Here is an 18,086-nt window from a genome sequence, read left to right as displayed (position 1 = left end):
GGCCCCGGGTGAGGTGAACACCGCCCGCGCCACCCGGCCGGTGATTCCACGGTCTCCCCTCGCCCTCCGCCGGCTCAGCGGGCCGGGATCAGCGGCAGCTCGACGTAGGAGGCGTGGCCCTGCTCGCGGAAGAGGCTCACGGTGGGGGCGGGCTCGAGGCGGGGCGTCCGGAAGTTGTCGGCGTCGGCCCCACTGACCCGCACGCGCAGGCGCTGCCCGGCCTTGAGGAGCACGCCGGTGGGGTGCAGGTCGATGACCAGCTCCACCGGCTGGCCCTTGGGGAGGGGCTGCAAATCGGCCTGGAAACTGCGGTGGTAGGGCAGGCCGAGGTTGTTGTAGGGCGCGCTCGAGAGGGCGCGGTGCGAGGCTCGCAACACGCCTTCGGTGAGGTAGGTGGGCTCGCCCTGCTCGCTGACGGCCTCGAGGTAGACGAAGAAGTCGCCGTCGGCCGCGGTCGAGGTCACCCACAGGTGGGCCACCGGGTGCCCCGTGATCTGCAGGTCCTGCCGCAGGGGCAGGGTGGTGTAAGTGAGCGACCTGCGGCCCTGCTCGGTGAGGTCGGGGTACTTGAGGTCGGTGCCCACCCCGTTCTGCCAGCGGGTCTGCTTGCCCAGGCTGGTGCCGTAGTCCACGGCGTAGTCATCCCTGGCCTGGGCCGCCGTAGGGGCGGCGGTCGAGAGCCCGCCGTCGTTGACCGAGGCGATGCTCCCGGACTTCCCGGCCCCCAGGTAGAAGCGCGTGCGCACCTCTTCGGGCAGCGGCCAGGTCTTGGCCGAACGCCAGCCCTGCCCCTCGGGGGCGCCCATCACGTAGTACCACACCGGGTCCTCGCGCATGATGCCGTTGTCGATGCCCTTGAGGTGGTAGTCGTAGAAGCGCAGGTGCTCGGTAACGATGAGCGCCCGCGCCTCCCGCACGGTGAAGCGCTCGTCCATCAGGGGGGCCACCAGGCCGTACCAGCCGAGGTTGTTGCCCATCTGGTGCGAGAAGGGGGTGAAGAGCACCCGCTGGGGCACGGTGAGGTTGGCGAACCACAGGGCGTGGTCCTTGGGCCACAGGTCGTACCAGCCCGCCATCGAGTAGACGGCCACGCTCGAGCGGTTGACCCCCGGCAGCAGCCGGGTCAGGCTGACGGTGCTGTACATCGGCACCGGCACCAGGCTCGAGGTGCTGTCGCGGAAGGGCAGGTCGGGGGTGACGTCCTTGACGCTCTGGTTGGCCTGGTGCTCGCGCAGGGCGGCCAGGCTCTGGCTCATGTCCTTGTCGGCGTCTACCGGCGCGCCGGGCACCTGCTTGTCGAGCAGGGTGGTGAGCTGGCCCCACTGCTGGGCGAAGTCGTAGTTGTAGACCCCGCCGGGGTAGATGAAGCTGTAGAGGTCGAACATCGCCACCTGCGGCACGACGGCCTTGAGCGCGGGCGGGGCCTGAGAGGCGGCGAGCCACTGGGTGATGCCGGTGTAGGAGCCGCCGAACATCCCCACCCGGCCGTTCGACCACGGCTGGGCCGCGATCCAGGCGATCAGGTCGGCGGCGTCCTGGGCCTCGGCGTCGCCGAGGTCGCCCTGGGGGCGCGAGCCGAAGGAGGCCCCGGTGCCCCTCGAGTCGGCCGCCACCACCGTGTAGCCGTGGGCGAGCAGCAGGGGCAGGAAGTCCCACATCTGCACCTCGGTGAAGAACCTGCCGTCCTGGCTGCGCCGCACCTTGTGGTAGCGCTCGAGGATGAACACCGCCGGCATCTGCTGCTGCACCGGCTGGCCGCCCGTCGCCGGGAAGAAGAGGTCCACGGCCAGCCGGGTGCCGTCCCGCACCGTCACGTACTGCGAAACCCGGGCGATGTCCTGGTACTGCGGGGCGCTGTAGCCGCTGTACTGGCCCAGCGCCGAGACCTTGGCGGGGGATTGGGCCAGGGCCAGCAGGGCCAGCAGCCCCAGGCCGAGGCCCAGAAGGCGTGCCCATCGTCGGATCAGGGTTTGTTTCACGTCGTCACCTCATGCTCAGGCGCGGCAGTAGTGCCGCATCGAAGGCCACAGGCACAGCCCGCAGATCAGGAGCCCGACCCCCAAAAACAGCGGTTGCAGGAAGAAGGTCAGGCCCATGGTGGCCACCTGGTAGACGATCCAGATCACCTGCGCCACCCCCACCCCGAAGGCCACCCCCCACACCCAGCGCAGGCGGGAGGAGCGCTCGAGCCCCTTCATCAACCCCCATTCGGGCCGCAGCCACAGCAGGAGGGCCGCGGCCAGGGGCAGCACCCCCAGCACCGTGAGGAGGATCAGGCCGGGGATCCGGTAGTCGGGGAATCCGGTGTCCCGGAGCCACTCCACCGGCATTCCCAGCCCCTTCCCGGAAGGGTCGGCGACCAGGCTGTAGCCGCCGTAGAGGGCGCCCGCGCCCAGGAAGAGCAGCACGGCGGTCAGGAGGTAGAGGGCGGGGGGTTTGCGCTCCAAGGCCGTTCGCACGTGTGTACCTCCTCGCTCAGGGCCGGGCGAAGGTCTGGGGGCCGAAGGCCGGGTTGACCTCCAGCTCGGCGACCTTGAAGCGCGAGAACAGGGTCTGGTCCACGTAGCCCTTGACCTCGAAGCTGAAGCGGACCCCCCCGACCGTGCGGTAGTCGCCGAAGACCAGGGTCTCCGGGCTGCCCCCCGGCACCGCGTAGCGCTCGGCCAACAGCATCCCCTCGGGCGAGAAGAGCAGGTTGGCCCAGCGTCCCTCGGTGACGACCTCGAGCCCCTCTCCTTCCTGGTCCAGGAGTTGGATCGGTCCCAGCACCCGGGCATAATCCCGCCCGGAGGCCCCCTGGGTCAGCCCGAAAGCCCCGATCTGGAGGAAGCGCATGGCGTACAGCGCGTTCTCGAGCGACATCGGCTCGGTCCCGCTACGGACATCCCAGACCCAGCCGCCCTCGGGGGTAACTTGCTCGACGTGGATGGGTTGATTACCGGCCAGCACCTCCACCCGGACCCGCCGGCCTTTGAAATCGAAGAGGAGCATCCCTTCTACGGGCGTAGCCGCCTGTGGCCCGGCCTGGGTATAGGTGTAGTCGGTCTGGGTGAACTTCAGGCGCAGGGTCTGCACGCCCTTGAGGTTCATCGCGCCCGCGGCCTTCTCCAGCAGCGCCGCGGCCTCGGGCGCTACCCTGGCCTGGGGTGGGGTGAGGAACATCTCCAAAACCGCCGGGAAACGCCGCCTCCAGTCGACCTCGAAGTGCTTGCCGCCGGGCTCGAGCACCAGCCGCACCTCGTTGCCCTGGGACTCCAGCAGATCGGCCATCCACTGCGCCCCCATCACCATGCCGGGGCCTTCCTCGCTGCCCATGTCGATCCAGACCCGCAAAGCGGGGTTGGGGTTCTCCCGCACCCAGGGGTAGATGGCGGGCTGGTTAAGCCAGAAGGCGGGCGACATGGCCCCCACGAAGCCGAAGACCTGCGGGTGACGCAAGGCGGTGAGCAAGCTGATGCTGCCCCCAGCGCTCGAGCCCACGATCCCGGTATGTACCCGCTCCGGCAGGGTGCGGTACTTCCCGTCGATCAGGGGCTTGACCGTGTTCACCAGAAAAGCCGCGTAGGCCTCACCCCGGGCGGTCCACTTGGCCTCGCGGTGGGGGAAAAAGGCGTACTCGGCCAGGCGCTCGGTGCCCATGTTGGGGATGCCAACGAGGATGGCTTCGAGCCCCTTCTTGGCCAAGGCCTCGGCGGCCTCGTCCGCCCCCCACTCCTCGCGGGAGTAGGAGGTGGAGGCGTTGAAGACGTTCTGTCCGTCTTGCAGGTAGAGCACGGGGTAGCGTTTATCGGAATTGGCGTAGCTGGGCGGCAGATAGATGAGCAGGTCTCGAGCGTTCCCCAGTTGCGGGCTCGCCACGTTCGCGATGACTTCGATCTTGCCGCTCAGGGTGCTGGCCGTCGGGGCGGCGGTGACGTTAGTAGTGGAGGCCCACCGCGCGACCTTGAACTCCACGCTCATGTCCCCCAGCACGTTCAGCACCCGGTTGGGGATGTCCTGCCCGAAGGGGTTTTTCTCCACCGTGGCCCAGGAGCCCAGCGTGACCTTGAACTCGAGGTTGGCCCCTACCGGGACGTCCACCTCGAGCCGGTAGACCCCTTTTTCGTCCCTGGTGAACTTGTACCCCGCCGCGCCGGGGTCCCAGTTGTTGACGTTGGCCCCCAGGCTCAGCACCGCGCCGGGCGGGGTGTCGGCGGGCACCTGGGTGACGACCAGGGTGACCCTCGCCGCCATCGCCCCGCCCGCCAGGAGGGCCAGGATCAGGCTCCAGATCGTTTTGGCGAACATGCCTAGCTTCCTTTCTCACTCCACACTGACGGCGCCGTTGGAGGTGCTCAGCTCGAGCCGCGCCTCGCTCCCGCGCTCCCCCTCGCGCTTGGCCTCGAAGGAGCTGCGCTCGATCCGTACCTCGAAGCCGCTCAGGCCGAAGCTGACCCGGCCGTTGGAGGTGCGGCCCTCGATCTCTACGGCCTGGGGAAAGCCGGAGGCCCGCACGGTGACGGCGCCGTTGGAGGTTCTGACCCAGTTCGTCGAGCCCGGGCGGAAGGTCACGCGCTCGAGCAGCACCGAGCCGTTGGAGGTGTCCACCCGCACCTGCCCGCTCGCCCCCTGCACCTCGACCCGCCCGTTGGAGGTCTTGAGGGTGAGGTCGGCGGTGCCGGTGTCCCGGGCGAGGATGTGGCCGTTGGAGGTGGTGGCCTCGAGGCCGCGCACCCCGCCGCGCACTTCGACGGCGCCGTTGGAGGTGGCGATCCGTACCGCCAGCCCCGCCGGGACCCGCACCTCGAAGGCCACCATGCAGTTGACGCACAGCGTCACGCGCTTCTTGCCCTCCAGCACCAGCGCGTCGCCCGAGCGGCCGACGGTGTAGCTCACCTGGCCGCGCCGGGTGACGGTCACGCCGGGGGACTCCGCCCCCGCCACGACCCGCACGAAGCCGTTGAAGGTGCGCACCTCGAGGCGGGCCACCCCGGCGGTCTCGAGGGGCTTGGTCTCGACCGTCTGGGGCTGCCCCAGGGCCAGGCCCGAGAGGGCCACGCCGATGAACGCGATCCCGTGCATCTTCATGAGTTCCTCCAATTCAGGCAGTTCAGGAAATCACCCGCACCTGCGGCAGCGCCCCCGTTCCCCCTTTGGTCGGGGTGGCTTTTGACAAAGCCACCCCGGAGAAACTTCCCTCTGTTCAACCCATCCCTGTGACGCGGCGGCGTGCGTCGGGCTCCACGACGGCCGCGGGCGGCAGGACCCGGTAGCGCAGCCGCAGCCTCCCGCCGGGCTGCATGTCCCAGGCAACGGGCTCGAGCTGCGTGGGCATCTCGCCGGGCTTCAGCGCCTCGCCGCCGAAGAGGGAGGGGGTGTCGCTGCCGCCGATGAGGGCGGGGAAAAGCTCGAGGTCCACCTCGTCCACCAGCCCCGCCCGCAGCAGCGCCCCGTTGAACCGGCCGCCGCCGGTCGAAACCACCGTCCTCACCCCCAGCCGCCCGGCCATCTTCTCCAGCGCGAGCCGGAGGTCTACACGCCCTCCCCCCGCCACCAGGTAGGGGATGGCCTCGCCCCGCAAGTAGGCCAGATACTCCGGCGGGGTCCGCCGCGACACCAGCACCAGCAGGTGCCAGTCCCGCCAGGCCTCGCCGGGGAACTGCTTGTAGAACCAGCGCACCCGGCCCCGGCTGTCCACGGCCGCGAACCACCTGCGGCCCGGCCGGCCCACGACCGCCTCGGGCAGGTAGTCCTCGTAGAGCCCGCGGGGGTCGCCCCCGGCCGCCGGGAGGGGTTCGGGCTCGGCGCCGGGCGGCACGAAGGAGCCGCTGCCCTCCAGCAGCACCTCGGGGTGGTAGAGGGCCTTGACCCGCTCGTAGGCGTCCTCGTCCGAGCCCGCCACGGCGCTCCAGCGCTCGTCGCCCCGCAGCAGCAGCACCCCCGGCGCGACGGTGATCCGCCCGTCGAGGGAAGCCACGTTGTGCACCACCACCTTCGGACGTTCCATACCGCGCCTCCCTTTCCCTCTCACGGCCCCCGCGCCCGCAGGTACCCCCGCACGCCGGCGTTGTAGGCCAGCTCCTCGGTGGTGAAGAAGGCCCGCGGCCCGAGGGCAGGGCCGATGCCACGCACCCCCTCAGACCTGCCGGGGCAGCCCGCCCGTGAGGTCGAGCAGCCAGCGCATGAAGCGGTGCCCGGTGTCGGCGTGGGAGCAGTACATCTGCGGGCAGCCGCCGGGGATCACCGAGATGCCGTGCTCGCGGCAGTAGGCCACGGCCTCGCTCGAGACGCTGCTGCCCAGGCTGGCCATCCCCCGGTGCATCCAGACCCTGGGGATGCCCAGCTCGGCGCACTCGCGCACGATCTGCTCGCCCACCTCGGGCCGGGTGACGATCACCACCCCGTCGGGCCGCCGGGGGAGGGACTTCAGGTCGGGGTAGCAGGGGTCGCCCTCGGCAGTGGGGGTGTTGGGGTTGAGGGCGAAGACGGTGTAGCCCTCGGCCCGCAGCTTACGGTAGATGTTGTTGGCCGCCTGGTTGGGGTCGCGCGAGACCCCGGCGACGGCGACGCAGCGCTGGGCCAGGAAGTCCTTGGTGGCTTCTCGCATCGTTGCCATAACGCTCCTCGGCCCGGCCCGCGGCCAGGCTCCTGTCCCCAGCCTCGCCCACCCGGGCGGGCCTGTCGTCCCGCTTTCGGAGTAGGGTCCAGTTTCGGGGCCGGATCTGGTATAAGGTGAAGCGCACCGGCCGGGCCCTGGGCATTCTGCTGCTCGGCAGCGCGGAGCTGACACCGGCGTGGCACATTCGCCGCTCGAGCCCCCGCGAGACCAAACCGCCCGGAGGGCGATAGAATCAGGCCAGACGGCAAGCAGTCCCCCGCCCCGGCCGGCTCAGCCCAGACTCAGCGAGCACGGGGTAGCATCAGCGCGTTACGGACAGGGTGGCCCCGATCCTATGAAGCCCGAGCAGTCCGAAAACCCCGCGCCCGCGGCCTCCCCGCTGGGGGTGGAGGCCGCCCGCCTGCTCGACGCGGTGGGGCAGGCGGTCATCGCCGCCGACCCCCAGGGCCGGATCGCGCACTGGAACGCGGCGGCGCAGGCCCTGTACGGCTGGGCAGCCGAGGAGGTGCTGGGCCGCGAGCTGCTGGGCGTCCTCCCCCTCGAGCCGCGCGTCCTGGCCGCGGCCCTGGCAGGGGAAAGCTGGTCGGGCGAGGCCCGGCTGCGCCGCAAGGACGGCTCGAGCCTCCGCGCCCTCCTGCGCCTCAACCCCGTCCTCGACGGGCGGGGCGGGGTGGCGGGCGTGGTGGCCCTGGCGCAGGACGCCCGCGAATTCCGGCAGGCCGAGGAGGCGCTGCGCGACAGCGAGGAGCGCTTCCGCAGCCTGGTCGAGGCCAGCACCGACTTCGTCTTCACCCTCGCCCCCGACGGCTCGAGCCCGGAGCTCGGCGCCTGGTGGTCGGGCTTCACCGGGCAGGACCCCTACACGGCCGGGGGCGAGGGCTGGCTCGAGGCGGTCCACCCCCACGACCGCGAGCGCGTGCGCAGCGCCTGGGCCGAGGCCATGGCCCGGCACACCCCCTACCGCCAGGAGTACCGCCTGCGCCACCGCAGCGGGCAGTACCGCCGCCTGCGGATGCGCTGCCTGCCGCACTTCTCGCCCGAGGGGGAGCTGCGCGAGTGGATCGGCACCGCCACCGACGTCACCGAGCGCCGGCGGGCCCAGGAGCACCTGCAGCGGCTGCAGCGGGTCACGGCCTCGCTCTCCCAGGCCGCCACGCCGCAGCAGGTGTACGCGGCGGTGATGAGCCAGGTGGAGGGGGCCCTGGGGGCGAGCGCGGGCAGCGTCTACGTGCTCGAGGACGACCAGTTGCGGCTCGTCGCCGCCACGGGCTTCGCAGAGGAGCTGCTGGAGGCCTATCGCCACGTCCCCCTCACCGCGCCCGTGCCCGCCGCCGACGCGGTGCGCCGCCGGGAGCCGGTGTGGCTCCCCTCGCAGGCGGACTACGCCGGCCTCTACCCCCACCTCCAGGAGCAGGTCGCCCGGCTCGAGGGCGAGGCCGCGGCCAGCATCCCGCTGGTGTACGAGGGCGAGGTGCTCGGGGGGCTCAACTTCACCTTCCGCGACCGGCTAACCTTCGACGGCGAGGACCAGAACTTCCTGCTGGCGGTGGCCGCCCAGACCGCCCAGGCCCTCGAGCGCGCCCGGCTGCTGGAGGCCGAGCGCCAGGCCCGCGAGCGCGCCGAGAAGCTGCAGCGGCTCACCGCCGTGCTGAGCGAGCCCCTCGACCCCGCCTCCATCTACGAGCGGCTGATGGGCGAGAGCGCGGCGCTGCTGGGGGCCCGCACCGGCACGCTGTACCTGCTCGAGGGCGACACGCTGCAGGCGGTGGGCTGGACCGGCGAGAACGCGCTGCGGCGCCACTACCTCAGCATCCCCCTCTCCGCCCCCGTCCCCGCCGCCGACAGCGCCCGCGAGGGGGTGGCCCGCTGGCTGAAGTCGAAGGACGACTACGCCCGGCAGTACCCCCACCTCGGGCCGCAGATCCGGCAGTTGGCGACCGAGGCCGGGGTCAGCCTGCCGCTGCGGGCCGGGGGCCACACCCTGGGCAGCCTGGCCTTCACCTTCGAGGAGGAGCGGGAGTGGGGCGCGCAGGAGCGGGCCTTCCTGGAGGCCTTAGCCTCGCTCACCGCCGAGGCCATCGAGCGGGCGCGGCTCTACGCCGACGAGCGCCGCGCCCGGCACGGGCTCGAGGAGGCCAACGCCCTGCTGCAGACGCTGCTGGAGAGCGCCCCGCTGGGCTTCGCCTTCGTGGACCACGAGCTGCGCTACCGCTACGTCAACGCCGCACTGGCCCGGCTCAACGGCCTGCCGCCCGAGGCCCACCTGGGGCGGTCGGTGGGCGAGCTCTTCCCCGAAGCCCGGCGAACCGTGGAGCTGCTGCGCGGGGTGATGGAGCGCAGCGAGCCGGTGCTGGAGATGGAGTTCGTGGCCGACCCCTCCCACCCCGTCGCCCCCGGGCACACCTTCTGGCTGAGCTACTACCCGGTGCGGGCCGGGGAGCGGGTGCTGGGGGTGGGCGTCTTCAGCCAGGACGTCACCGAGCGCCGGCAGGCCGAGGCGGCCGTGCGGGCCTCCGAGGCCCGTTACCGCGCCCTGGTCGAGGTGGGCGGGGCGGCGGTGTGGCGCACCGACGCGGGCGGGGAGCTGGTGTGGGCCAACGAGCACTTCCAGCGGCTCACCGGGCTCAGCCTCGAGACCGCCCACGGGCTGGGCTGGCTCGAGGCCATCCACCCCGACGACCGCCCGCTGGCGCTGGAGGCCTGGCAGCGCTCGCTGGAGCGGCTCGTCCCCTACGACGTCGAGCTGCGGCTGCGCGGGCGGGACGGCCGCTACCGCGTCGTGCACTCGAAGGCCGCCCCGGTCTTCGGCGAGGACGGGCGGGTGCAGGAGTGGATGGGCACCGACACCGACATCACCGCGCGCAAACTGGCCGAGGCCGCCCTGCGCGAGAGCGAGGAGCGCTTCCGCACCATGGCCGACAGCTCGCCGCTGATGATCTGGGTCACCGACCCCCACGGCCGCGTGGAGTTCGTCAACCGGGCCTACGCCGAGTTCTTCGGGGCCACCGCCGAGCAGATCCGCGAGCAGGGCTGGCAGCCGCTCGTGCACCCCGACGACGCCCCCGCCTACACCCAGGCCTTCCTCGAGTGCCTGCGCGAACACCGGCCCTTCCAGGCCCAGGCCCGGGTGCGCCACGCCTCGGGGGAGTGGCGCTGGATCGTCTCCTACGCCGCCCCGCGCTTCGTGGACGGGGAGTTCGCGGGGATGGTGGGCTCGAGCCCTGACATCACCGAGATCAAGCGGGTCGAGGACCGCCTGCGCCTGCGGGTGCGCCAGCAGGCCGCCGTGGCCGAGCTGAGCCGGCGGGCCCTGGAGAGCCCCGACCCCGGCACCCTCTTCCAGGAGGCCCTGCAGGCGCTGGTCCAGACCCTCGAGGTCGAGTACGCGGGGGTGCTCGAGCTGCTGCCCGAGGGCCGCTCGCTGCGGCTGTGCGCGGGGGTGGGCTGGCGCGAGGGCCGGGTGGGCGAGGTCACCGTGAGCGCCGACCCCGACACCCAGCCGGGCTACACCCTCTCCGTCGGGCAGCCGGTGGTGGTGGAGGACCTCTCGAGCGAGGCCCGCTTCCACGGCCCGCCCCTGCTGCTCGAGCACGGGGTGGTGAGCGGCATGGCCATGGTGATCCGGGGCATCCCCCAGCCCTACGGGGTGCTGGGCGTGTACAGCGCCTCGAGGCGGGCCTTCTCCCGCGACGACGTCAACTTCCTGCGCTCCGTCGCCAACGTGCTGGCGATCTACATCGAGCGGCACCGCGCCGAGCAGGCCCTGCGCGAGAGCGAGGAGCGCTACCGGCGGCTGGCCGAGGCCCAGAAGCGCTTCGTCAGCGACGCCGCCCACGAGCTCAGGGCCCCGCTGATGGCCATCCAGGGCAACCTCCAGCTCCTGCTGCGCTTCGAGGGGATCGACGGGCGCGAGCGCCGCGAGGCCCTCTCCGACGCCGCCCGCGAGGCCGAGCGGCTGTCGCGCCTGGTCAACGACATGCTCGCCCTGGCCCGCGGCGACGCCGGCCTGCGGCTGCGGCTGGGGCCCGTGCGGCTCGACCGGGTGCTGGGGGAGGCCTTCGCCACGCTGAAGGGCCTGGGCAACGGGCACCGCCTGGAGCTGGGCCCCCTGCCCGCCCTGACGGTGCCGGGCGACGCCGACCGGCTCAAGCAGCTCGCGCTGCAACTGCTGGAGAACGCCCTCAAGTACACCCCGGCGGGCGGGACGGTGCGGCTGGAGCTGGACCCGGGGGAGGGCTACGCCGAGTTCCGCGTCAGCGACACCGGCGTCGGCATCGCCCCCGAGGACCTGCCCCACGTCTTCGAGCGCTTCTGGCGCGCCGACCCCTCGCGCAGCCGCGACGCCGGGGGGACGGGGCTGGGGCTGTCCATCGCCCAGTGGATCGTGGAGCAGCACGGCGGGAGGATCTGGCTACAGAGCGAGCTGGGCCGGGGCACCACCGCCTTCGTGCGCCTGCCGCTCGAGGCCCCCGCTGGCTGAGAGCGAGATGATAACCCATGAACGCGCCTTAGCCCGGGGCTGACTTTCTTCTTGGGGTGCGGCGGTAGACTCCAGACGACTTCGGTCGGGGTTCCCATGAAACGCATCCTGGTGGTGGACGACGATCCCTCCATGCGCAGCCTGCTCCAGCGGGCGCTGCGGCTGGCGGGGTATTCGGTCGAAGCCCTGGACTCGGGGGAGGAGTGCCTGCGGCGGCTCGAGGCCGACCTCCCCGACCTGCTCATCCTCGACCTGATGATGCCCCGGCTCGACGGCGTGGGCGTGCTGGAGCGCATGGACCGGCAGGGCATCCGCCTCAAAACGCTGATCCTCAGCGCCAAGGACGAGGAGGAGAGCCGCCCCGAGGACCTGAAGAAAGCCGCCGCCTACCTCGCCAAGCCCATGCCCATGACCGCCCTCATGGACACGGTGCGCGGCCTGCTGGGCGAGGGCCGGCCGGCTCGAGGGTGAGCCCCCGCGAGAACTCCCCCCGCGAGCGGGGGGAGGGGGCAGTGTGCTGGTGGCCGAACCCGGTATCATACCGGATTCAAAAAGATAGTCATCCGATCCGAAGGGCCCCGGAGGCTATCTTTTTGGACCCCAGAGCACACCCCTCCCTGACGGTCGGCGAAGAAAGCGTATCCCTCCCGAGGGGCGCTACCGCCCTCCGCCACGCGGATAACTTCGGCCGGCCGCCCCGCCTTGGCGGGGCGGCGTCACCGAACGGTGACGAACCAACCGGATCTGGTATCACTCCCCCGCCGTGAGCGGGTTGATGAAGTACCAGCGGGCCTCCTTGGGGATGGCCGCGGTCTTGAACTCGCTGGCCTGCCACACGATGCTGTTCCAGCCCTGGCGGAGGTCGAGGTTGATGGCGAAGCCCCCGCACGAGCCCTTAACGGTGCCGTCGCGGTCGGCGTAGACGAACTGGTAGCGCGGGGCGCCCGGGGCGATGGGGTGCTGGGTGCTGACTAAGACGCCCCCGCCGGGGCGGGCGTGCACCCCCTCGACGTAGAGCGCGGGGACCTCGAGCACCTCCGGTATCGCCACCTTCTGCTGGGCGTTGCCGAGGCTGAGGCCGGCGCAGATGGCCTGCTCCACCGGGACCGCGTACCCCCCGGCGCCGCGCACGAGCCCGAAGGTGAAGCTCCCGTCGGCCTTGATCTGCCCGAGCCCCACGAGCTCGCCCTCGGGGTCGGAGTAGTAGGAGTAGGCGAAGATGCTGCCCTCGGCCGGCGCGATCGCGTCGCCCTTGGCCCAGTACTCCATGGCCCCGCTGAAGTTGGGCTGCTCACCCAGGGCCCACGGCGGCGGGGTGGAACCCTGCCCCTGCTCCTTGCAGGCGGCCAGGACGGCCAGCACCAGAACGATCAACCCGTGGCGGAACATGTTGCACCCCTTTCAATACAGCTCCTGCAATGTCGGTGCGCGGGCGAGGGTCAATCCCCCACCCGCGCCAGCCGCTCGGCCCCGGCGGGCAATTCCCCGGCGGCGTAGGACTTTACCTTGGTGTAGGTGTTGCCGCTGAAGGTGCCGAGCTCGCCCGAGCCGTCGGCCTTGTAGAAGAGCACCCCGGCCGAGGTGCTGACCACCTGCTCCCAGCCCTTGGCCAGTTGCCCCGAGACGTAGGTGCCGGTCTGGGTCGGCGCCCCGTTGGCGGCGAAGGTGACCAGCGCGCCGATCCCGTCGCTCTGGCGGTAGAACAAGACCCCGCCCGGGGTGCGCAGGATGTGGCTCCAGTTGGTGCTGAGGCTGTAATTGGAGTAGACGTACGACCACTTGCAGGCCGCGTCGTAGGTCCCGTAGCCCCCGGTGCCGGTGGGCTGCTTGTAGAAGAACACCCCGTTGGCGTCGTTGACCCGCACGACGAGGTTCCAATCCTTGGAGTAGCCGGTCTGGGTCACGGGGTTGCTGAAGCCGTAGTCGGGGCCGTAGCTGCCGCAGAGGGTGGTTCCGGTGGAAGCCTTGTAGAACACCAGCCGCTCGTTCAGGCTCACCACCTGGTCCTGAGCGGCCGGCAGCTCCCCGGCGGCGTAGGTGCGCAGCTTGCGGAAGACGCCCGTCCCGTCGAAGGTGCCCAGCGCCCCTGAGCCGTCGGCGGCGCTGTAGAACAGCTCGTAGAGCTCGTAGGGCTTGCCGAAGTGGGTGGTCCCCACCGGCAATTCCCCGGCGGCGTGGGCCTTGACCGGGGTGAAGGTCCCGCCCGCGTCCAGGCTGCCCACCGTGCCCGAGCCGTCGGCCTTGTAGAAGAGCACGCCGCCGGTGAGCACGGCCGGCGCGACGCTGATGGTGGCTCTGGCGCTGAGGCCGGTGCCCTCGAGCGCGGCGGTGAGGGTGGCGGTGGTCAGGACGCTGAGGGTGGCAGGAGGTGTGTAGATCACGCTGGGGCCGGTGGTCGAGCTCAGGCTCCCCGGGCCCTCCAGCGACCACTTCACCGCGGCGCTCGAGCCCGTCACCACCGCGTCGAAGCTGCCGCCGGGGTCGCCGGCCACGAAGGCGCTCGAGGCGGGTGTGACGCTGATGGAAGGCGCGGGGGCCACCGTCACCGAGGCGTCCTTGCTCACGCTCCCGGCGCTGTTGGTCGCGGTGAGGGTGAAGGTCCGGCTGGCGGTCACGTTGACGGTCTTGCTGCCCCTGTCGGCGGGGGTCACGCTGCCCACCCCGCTGATGTCGAGGCTGCTCGCGCCGGTGACGTCCCACTCCAGCGTCACGCTTCCTCCGCCGCTGGGCAGGCTGGCGGGCGTGGCGGTGAAGCCGTTGATCTTGGGCGGGCCGGCCGGGGTGCTGGTGTTGCAGGCCGCCAGCAGCAGGCCCAGGAGAACGATCCAGGTGCGGGTCATGGCCTCTTCCCTCCCTAGCCGACGTAGGTGTAGCCGGCGGTGATGGTCACGGTCTTGCTGCCGATGGGCTGCCCGCTGTCGCTGAGCACGGTGAGGCGGATGGTGTAGGGCAGCTTGTAGTTGCGGCCGCCCACCAGGCGCACGTTGAGGCTCGAGCCCCGCCCCACCTCCACCTCGGTGCCGCCCTGGGCCTGCGCGGTCCACACCAGCCGCTCGCCGGGCACCGCCGCGCCGTTGGAGTAGGTGGCGTAGCCCACCAGCGGCACGTCAACCATGGGCTGGTTGATGTCGGGGCTCCAGTACTCGGCGCCGTTCTTCGGCTCCACGATCACGATCTCGCCGGGGGTGCGGGTGGGGTCGATGACGTTGACGCTCACCGAGGCGGTGGCCTGCAGGCCGTACTCGCCGGTGGCGACGAGGGTCAGGGTGCGCGAGCCGGCGGCGCTGGGGGTGAGGGTGTACTGCCCGCCGTTGCCCAGGGGGCTGGCGCCCTCGAACCAGGCCAGCCGGGCCCGGCCGTCGGGGAGGGTATGCGCGTCGAAGCCCTCGCCGCGGAAGGTGAAGGGCTCGCCCTTGAGCAAGGTGGTGGGGGCGCTGGGCACGAGGATGCGCACCTTGGGCAGGTCGGAGGGGTCGGGAGCGAGCTTGAAGGCGATGTGCTTGACATCCTGCAGCGCGCCGCCCTGGCGCAAGTTGAGCTCCAGCCGCGCCGGAGTGGGCCCGCCCACCGTCCCCACCACGCCGGCGAGGTTGCCGAAGTCGAGGTCGAGGGGCTCGAGGTCGTAGGCCTCCACGCTCACGTTGGCGAAGCGCTGGGCCTTCATGGCCCCGGCCACGTAGAGCCGGGCCTCGACCTCGAAGTCGAGGGCGATGTTGGTGACGTTGACCACGTTGAAGCTGGCCTCCATGCGGCTGGAGCGGTAGATGAGGTAGCGAAACTCGTTGTCCTGCACCAGGTTGCGCCCGTAGGGGAAGGTGGGGAGGGTGGTGGCCTCGTCGTTGAAGTAGTAGCCGTTGGGGTAGGCCCCGTCCCACTTCCAGCGCGAGATCACCTGGTTGGAGGGGTTGCGGAAGATCAGCGAGGCCGGGAAGGGGAAGCCCACCCCGCCGAAGTACACGGTCTCGCCGTGGCTCAGCTCGATCGAGCCGCGCCGCTCGGCCTCGGGCTTGGGCTCGTTGAGGAAGACGATGGTCTCGAGGTCGGGCTTGTTGGGGTCGCCGGAGTCGGCGCAGCCTTTGGTGGGGTCACTGGGGTCTTTGAGCGTGCAGTTGGCGTCGCGGAAGGCTTTCCAGGTCATCGAGGGGTGGGTGCCGTTCCAGTCCGTGTCGGGGCGGGCGTTGGAGTCGGCGACGTAGACGCCGTCGGCGGTCACCCCGGTGAGGACGAAGGCGTGCCACAGGCGGTCGGAGGCGGTCCACACCGGCTTGGCCGGGAAGAGGCCGAAGAAGCCGGTGGTCGCGATGGCGACGTAGGCGGTGAAGGCGTTGGAGCCGCCGGAGGTGTTGTCGCTGGGGATGAGCTCGGCGTCCCAGCGCAGGTAGCTGTAAGCGCTCTCGGGGATCCCGGCGGCCTTGAGGATGCTCCCCGCGCCCGCGCCGCTGCTGGGCGACTGCTTGATCAGGCTGGCCAGGCCGTAGTTGCTGGCGAAGCCCCCGGGGGACTTGGGGTTGGCGGCCAGGGCCGGCTGCGGCCGGTGGTAGTTGATCACCATCGAAAGCGAAGTCGGGGTGCACCACGGCAGGCCCGCCTGGTAGTAGAAGGGCACCTGCAGCGAGCGCACGCCCCCCTCCTGGGGCTTGGGCTTGGGCACCACGTAGGCGGTGTACAGCCCCACCCGGCGCACCGCGTAGGCCACCTTGGCGGGCACCGTCTGCCCCGAAACCCCCGCCGCGCCGGCGCCTACCGGCGTGGCCGCGTGCACCCACAGGCGGGGGCCGTCCGGCTCGGGGTCGGCGACGGTCTCCAGCACCACCACGCTGCCCTCGGGGCTGCCGGGGTCGGTGGGCAGCTCGAGCGTGGCCGGGGCGTTGAGGCTGGCCCCGCCGAGGTCGAGGCCCACCTGCGGCCCGGCCGCCTTGAGGGGGTTGTCCTGGGGCTCGCTGGGCTTGGCCTTGAGCTCGAGGCTCACCCGGCTGTCCCGGCTCAGCACCCCCGGCGGGATCGTGAGCTTAGCCCCGCCCGCTTCGACCACCCCGCCCTCGGCGGCCTTGATCACCACCGAGTTACCGCCGCCCGAGTCCCTGGGGCCGCACGCCCCGAGCAGGCCCGCCAACACCAATACGCTCACGAACCAATGCCTCATCCCAATCCTCCTTGCCTTGCCTTGTCCTCAAACGCCCGGGCTTCGAGGCGGAATTCCCGCCCGCACCTACCGCAAAAGCGGGCATAGGGCGAGGTAATCCGGGCCCCGCAGCCGGGGCAGGCCTCGAGCAGCCGGGTGCCGTCGTTGGTGCAGTAGCGCTCGCTCGAGGCGAGCGGGACCGCGCGCGCGCAGCGCGGGCAGATGCGGTAGAACACTCCCCAGGCCTCTTCCACGGCTCTTCCCTCCCCTGCCCTCCACACTGCGCCCGCCCCGGTCAGGCGGCGGTCAGCAATTCGCCCCCTTCCGCCTACTTCCGGCAGTCGAGCCGCACCCGGAAGCTGGGGGTGGGGGTGGTGTAGCCGGCCCCGCTGGCCCGGATGCCGTTCTCGAAGCCTTTGGTGTTGATCTCGAACAGCAGCTTGGCGGGCGGGCGGATCTGCTCTTTGGGGGTGTCGTAGGTGTACCAGAACTTGAGCTGGTGGGTGACGACCCCGCCCGGCGGGAGGTTGGCGTAGGTGAGCTTCTGCACGTCCAGGGCGTCGGCGGTGAGGGTCTGTGCGTCGGCGAAGGCGATCTGGATGCCCTGGTCGCGAACGCCGGTGAAGACCGGCTGGGTGTTCGCCTTGGCCCCGCTGCGCAGCTCCACCGTCACGCCCCAGCCGGGGGTCTCGATGGGCGTCCCGGCGTCCCGCACGATGGGCTCGACCTTCGTGACCTTAAAGCGCCAGACGCCGTTGAAGAGGGTCTCGCCCAGGCAGCCCTCGAGGCTCGCCCGCTGCTCGGTCCCGCCGGGGGTCTGGTTGGCGGCGGGCGCGGCGGCCTTGCCGAGGGTCAGGGTGTTGCCCTTGAGGCTGTAGGCCACCCCCAGCCCCTTGAGCACCGAGAGCGGCACGTAGGTCTTGCCGCCCACCACGATGGCCTTGTCCTGGACCGCCTGCCCGTTCACGACCAGGCTATAGCTGACGCCGGCGCCGAACGCCGTGCCGGCCGCCAGCCCCAAGACCAGAACCTGAAGCTTGGAATCGAACATCCCATTACCTCCTTTGGCGCCAAGGTAGGAGGTGCCCGGTCAGGCGGCGGTCAGCCCAGGGCCCGGTTTTGCCGGTGAGAACCCGGGCTGAGCGCTTCACACCGGCAGGCACGGGCCTCGTGGTGCGGCCGGGGTCCTTCGGGCAGAGCCTATCCGCGGGCCCGGGATGACCCCTCCCGCGTGCGCGGGCGGAGCCCGGGGGTTTACCCCACCCTCAGGCCAAGAAATCCTGCCAGTCGCCGGGCAGGCGTTCGCCCACCTCGAGCATCCTCGCCCTGGCTTCCTCGTACAGCCGGCTCAGGCTCCTGTGGTTCCCGGCACGGCGCAGGGCCTCGAGCGTGAGCCTCAGCGCCTCGAGGTCGTAGGGGTCGGCCTCGAGCAGCAGGCGCCCCAGGCGGGCCGCTTCCTTGGGGTCGGCCTCCAGCAGCGCCCCGGCCCGCGCGCGCAGGGCCAGGTGCACCGACTCGCGCACGGTCTCGTTGGAGGAGGAGAGGCCCTCGAGGTAGGCCCCGCGCCACAGCCGGGTGTCACCGGTGCGCAGGAACTCCTCCAGGTCGGAGCCCACCGCGTCGCCCAGGGCGTAGCCCCCGGGGGTCGTGGTGACGGCCGAGGGGCCCAGGCTCGTTCGCACGGTGCGCACGAGCTCCTTGAGCGAGGAGGCGGCCTTCTCCTCGTCCTCGCCGGGGTAGAGCGCGTCGAGGAGCTCGAGCTTGCCCACCTCGCCCCGCCCGGCGACGCGGGCCTCGAGCAGCAGCGCCAGCAGCTCCTGGCGCTTGCGGCCGCGCACCGGCTCCCCGGCGAACTGCACCGGCCCCAGCAGCTCCAGGCGCAGGGC

14 protein-coding genes are annotated in these 18,086 nt (G+C 71.5%); 2 read left to right on the top strand and 12 right to left on the bottom strand.

Going from position 1 to position 18,086, the window contains the following annotated elements:
* Positions 1–74: 74 nt before the first annotated feature.
* From MEICH_RS0107055 to MEICH_RS0107025, 6 genes are all read right to left on the bottom strand, one after another.
* The gene (locus tag MEICH_RS0107055; protein ID WP_027892028.1) at positions 75–1,979 is read right to left on the bottom strand and encodes a CocE/NonD family hydrolase; all 1,905 of its coding nucleotides are present in this window, start codon (positions 1,977–1,979) and stop codon (positions 75–77) included.
* Between the two features lie 15 nt (positions 1,980–1,994).
* On the bottom strand, positions 1,995–2,459 hold the full coding sequence (locus tag MEICH_RS26990) for a hypothetical protein (protein WP_157202649.1): 465 nt from the start codon (positions 2,457–2,459) through the stop codon (positions 1,995–1,997).
* Between the two features lie 16 nt (positions 2,460–2,475).
* Positions 2,476–4,287, bottom strand: coding sequence for an alpha/beta hydrolase-fold protein (locus tag MEICH_RS29810; protein ID WP_051304015.1), 1,812 nt, complete (start codon positions 4,285–4,287; stop codon positions 2,476–2,478).
* A 15-nt stretch (positions 4,288–4,302) separates the two neighbouring features.
* On the bottom strand, positions 4,303–5,067 hold the full coding sequence (locus MEICH_RS26980; RefSeq protein ID WP_157202648.1) for a DUF4097 family beta strand repeat-containing protein: 765 nt from the start codon (positions 5,065–5,067) through the stop codon (positions 4,303–4,305).
* Between the two features lie 115 nt (positions 5,068–5,182).
* Positions 5,183–5,986: a dihydrofolate reductase family protein gene (locus MEICH_RS24025; RefSeq protein ID WP_051304014.1), complete on the bottom strand. Its 804-nt coding sequence runs from the start codon at positions 5,984–5,986 to the stop codon at positions 5,183–5,185.
* A 129-nt stretch (positions 5,987–6,115) separates the two neighbouring features.
* A complete protein-coding gene (locus MEICH_RS0107025) occupies positions 6,116–6,595 on the bottom strand; it encodes a CoA-binding protein (protein ID WP_027892026.1) in 480 nt (159 codons plus the stop codon).
* A gap of 337 nt (positions 6,596–6,932) precedes the next feature.
* Between MEICH_RS0107025 and MEICH_RS0107020 the strand changes: the two genes are divergently transcribed.
* On the top strand, positions 6,933–11,078 hold the full coding sequence (locus MEICH_RS0107020; protein ID WP_027892025.1) for a PAS domain S-box protein: 4,146 nt from the start codon (positions 6,933–6,935) through the stop codon (positions 11,076–11,078).
* 96 nt (positions 11,079–11,174) lie between these two features.
* Positions 11,175–11,549, top strand: coding sequence for a response regulator transcription factor (locus MEICH_RS24020; RefSeq protein ID WP_051304013.1), 375 nt, complete (start codon positions 11,175–11,177; stop codon positions 11,547–11,549).
* A 279-nt stretch (positions 11,550–11,828) separates the two neighbouring features.
* Here the strand turns inward: MEICH_RS24020 and MEICH_RS0107010 are convergent, their stop codons facing one another.
* The 6 genes from MEICH_RS0107010 to MEICH_RS29215 form a co-directional block, all read right to left on the bottom strand.
* On the bottom strand, positions 11,829–12,467 hold the full coding sequence (locus tag MEICH_RS0107010) for a hypothetical protein (RefSeq protein ID WP_027892024.1): 639 nt from the start codon (positions 12,465–12,467) through the stop codon (positions 11,829–11,831).
* A 50-nt stretch (positions 12,468–12,517) separates the two neighbouring features.
* Complete coding sequence (locus MEICH_RS0107005; protein ID WP_027892023.1) at positions 12,518–13,918, bottom strand: hypothetical protein; 1,401 nt, start codon at positions 13,916–13,918, stop codon at positions 12,518–12,520.
* 14 nt (positions 13,919–13,932) lie between these two features.
* Complete coding sequence (locus tag MEICH_RS0107000) at positions 13,933–16,221, bottom strand: cysteine peptidase family C39 domain-containing protein (protein WP_157202647.1); 2,289 nt, start codon at positions 16,219–16,221, stop codon at positions 13,933–13,935.
* On the bottom strand, positions 16,218–16,454 hold the full coding sequence (locus MEICH_RS27865; RefSeq protein ID WP_169730639.1) for a zinc ribbon domain-containing protein: 237 nt from the start codon (positions 16,452–16,454) through the stop codon (positions 16,218–16,220). The genes MEICH_RS0107000 and MEICH_RS27865 overlap by 4 nt, the downstream gene beginning before the upstream one ends.
* A gap of 74 nt (positions 16,455–16,528) precedes the next feature.
* Positions 16,529–17,251, bottom strand: a complete 723-nt coding sequence (locus tag MEICH_RS0106995; RefSeq protein WP_051304012.1) for a hypothetical protein — start codon at positions 17,249–17,251, stop codon at positions 16,529–16,531.
* Positions 17,252–17,465: 214 nt separating this feature from the next.
* Positions 17,466–18,086, bottom strand: a 621-nt coding sequence (locus MEICH_RS29215; protein WP_027892020.1) for an AfsR/SARP family transcriptional regulator, incomplete at its 5' end; no start/stop codon positions are given.

Source organism: Calidithermus chliarophilus DSM 9957 (assembly GCF_000430045.1).
In the GTDB taxonomy this organism is placed as follows: domain Bacteria; phylum Deinococcota; class Deinococci; order Deinococcales; family Thermaceae; genus Calidithermus; species Calidithermus chliarophilus.
This window is presented reverse-complemented; position numbering and strand designations above follow the sequence as displayed.